At 39.0% G+C, this 1,619-nt stretch carries 2 protein-coding genes; both read left to right on the forward strand.

From position 1 onward, the window contains the following. A partial coding sequence (locus tag AC1DVJ_RS30895; protein ID WP_477596743.1) for a stalk domain-containing protein occupies positions 1 to 804 on the forward strand: 804 nt, incomplete at its 5' end. A gap of 55 nt (positions 805 to 859) precedes the next feature. After that, a complete protein-coding gene (locus AC1DVJ_RS30900) occupies positions 860 to 1,537 on the forward strand; it encodes a DUF4309 domain-containing protein (RefSeq protein WP_477596745.1) in 678 nt (225 codons plus the stop codon). The last annotated feature ends 82 nt before the right edge of the window (positions 1,538 to 1,619 follow it).

Here is a 1,619-nt window from a genome sequence, read left to right on the forward strand (position 1 = left end):
TACTTATTTCCTGCTAAATTTGTATTTAACGGACAAAGCAAGCAATTAGACAGTGAATACACCACATTAAACTATAACGGTCATGCGTATGTACCGATTCGTTTTGTTGCAGAAAATATGGGGGCGACTGTGGGATACGATGATGAATTGAAAAAAATAACGGTGGATTACGAAACATCCGACGGTTTAAATCTAAAGGATGCCTGGCTTAATGATTTTATTAAGGTAGGTAATCTCCAGTTGTATCACGAGGACAATCATACAAAAGTATTTGGACAAGTAAAACTGAAAGAAAATACAGCTACGGGCTATCAGGTTAGTTGTTCGCTTAATTTTTATGATGAAAATGGTGAAATAATCGGAAAAGCAAGCGTGGAAAATATAATGATGGATGGAGGACAGATTAAATCGTTTGAAGCAGTGGGGGAGGGGGATTTTACCAACTATGCGGTAGCCACATTGGATGCAGGTTATGCCAAAATGAGTCCATCTGCAAAAGGGTTTCCACCAGGACAATTGAACATCATAGATGCAAATAATAATTTTGCAATCGGGGACCTTTTGGTAACAAATTTGGGTGCTTTCACGAGAGTGAATGGGCATATATCAATCCTCAAGGCGTTAGATTCAAAAGACTATAAAGCATCATTATCTTTTTATGATGAAAATAACGAATTAATAGGTACTGCATTTATTGATGATATGGATTGGACATCATCAGGAGGCGTAACAATCTTTGGAACTGTCGGTAAAGGTGATTTTACAAAGTATAAAACTGTAAAACTTACTATGAATCACTTGTAAGAGAAAACATTTTATTTGTGCATTGTAATACTCTTGTAAAAGGAGAGTGATGAGTATGAAAAAGTTTGTTTTAGGTCTAATTTGCGGAATTGGTTTAACAGCGACAACCGCTGTTTATGCGTCAGACACAATTCAAGCATACTTGTTTCCTGCCAAATTTGTATTTAATGTTGTGACCAAAGAAGTGGACAATAAGGAAAATGTAGTGTTGAATCACCAAGGGCATGCATATGTACCTATTCGTTTCGTAGCTGAAAATATGGGGGCTTTGGTCAGATATGAGGAAGCTTCCAAGACAATTTTAATCAAAAAGACACCATTAAGCAAAAAGTTGCAACTTAACGAAGAATTTCTAAGTGCAGTGGCACAAGGAAAGCTCCCAGGGATTGAATTCGGAATAGGGGCGGCGAAAAATGATGTGTTCGAAACATGGGGGGAACCTCAACGAACGGGGTCACGTGGGGACCATTTTGACGCATGGTTCGATTATAATTACTTCTTCACGAATCCTGACCAAACTGTCAGAGTAATAGGAATAAGTGGAAATACAATTAAATATTCAGTTGAGGAAGTAAAAAAGGCGTTAGGTCAGCCTGGTTACGAAGGACTCGGTACGATAGTAGAAGGTTGGGAAATGTCATATGACGTCGGTGAGTATGTTTTGTCCTTCAACGCCGATAAGAAGGATGGCACTGTCCAATACATGGCGTTAGGAAGACAGAATAAACATTGAAGCATGAGTTGAGCTAACGGGAGAACGATAGCGGAACAGCGGATGCCGATGCATCCGTTTTTTGTTCGCTGAGCTAACGGGC

The organism is Paenibacillus sp. P4_A9 (genome assembly GCF_056402415.1).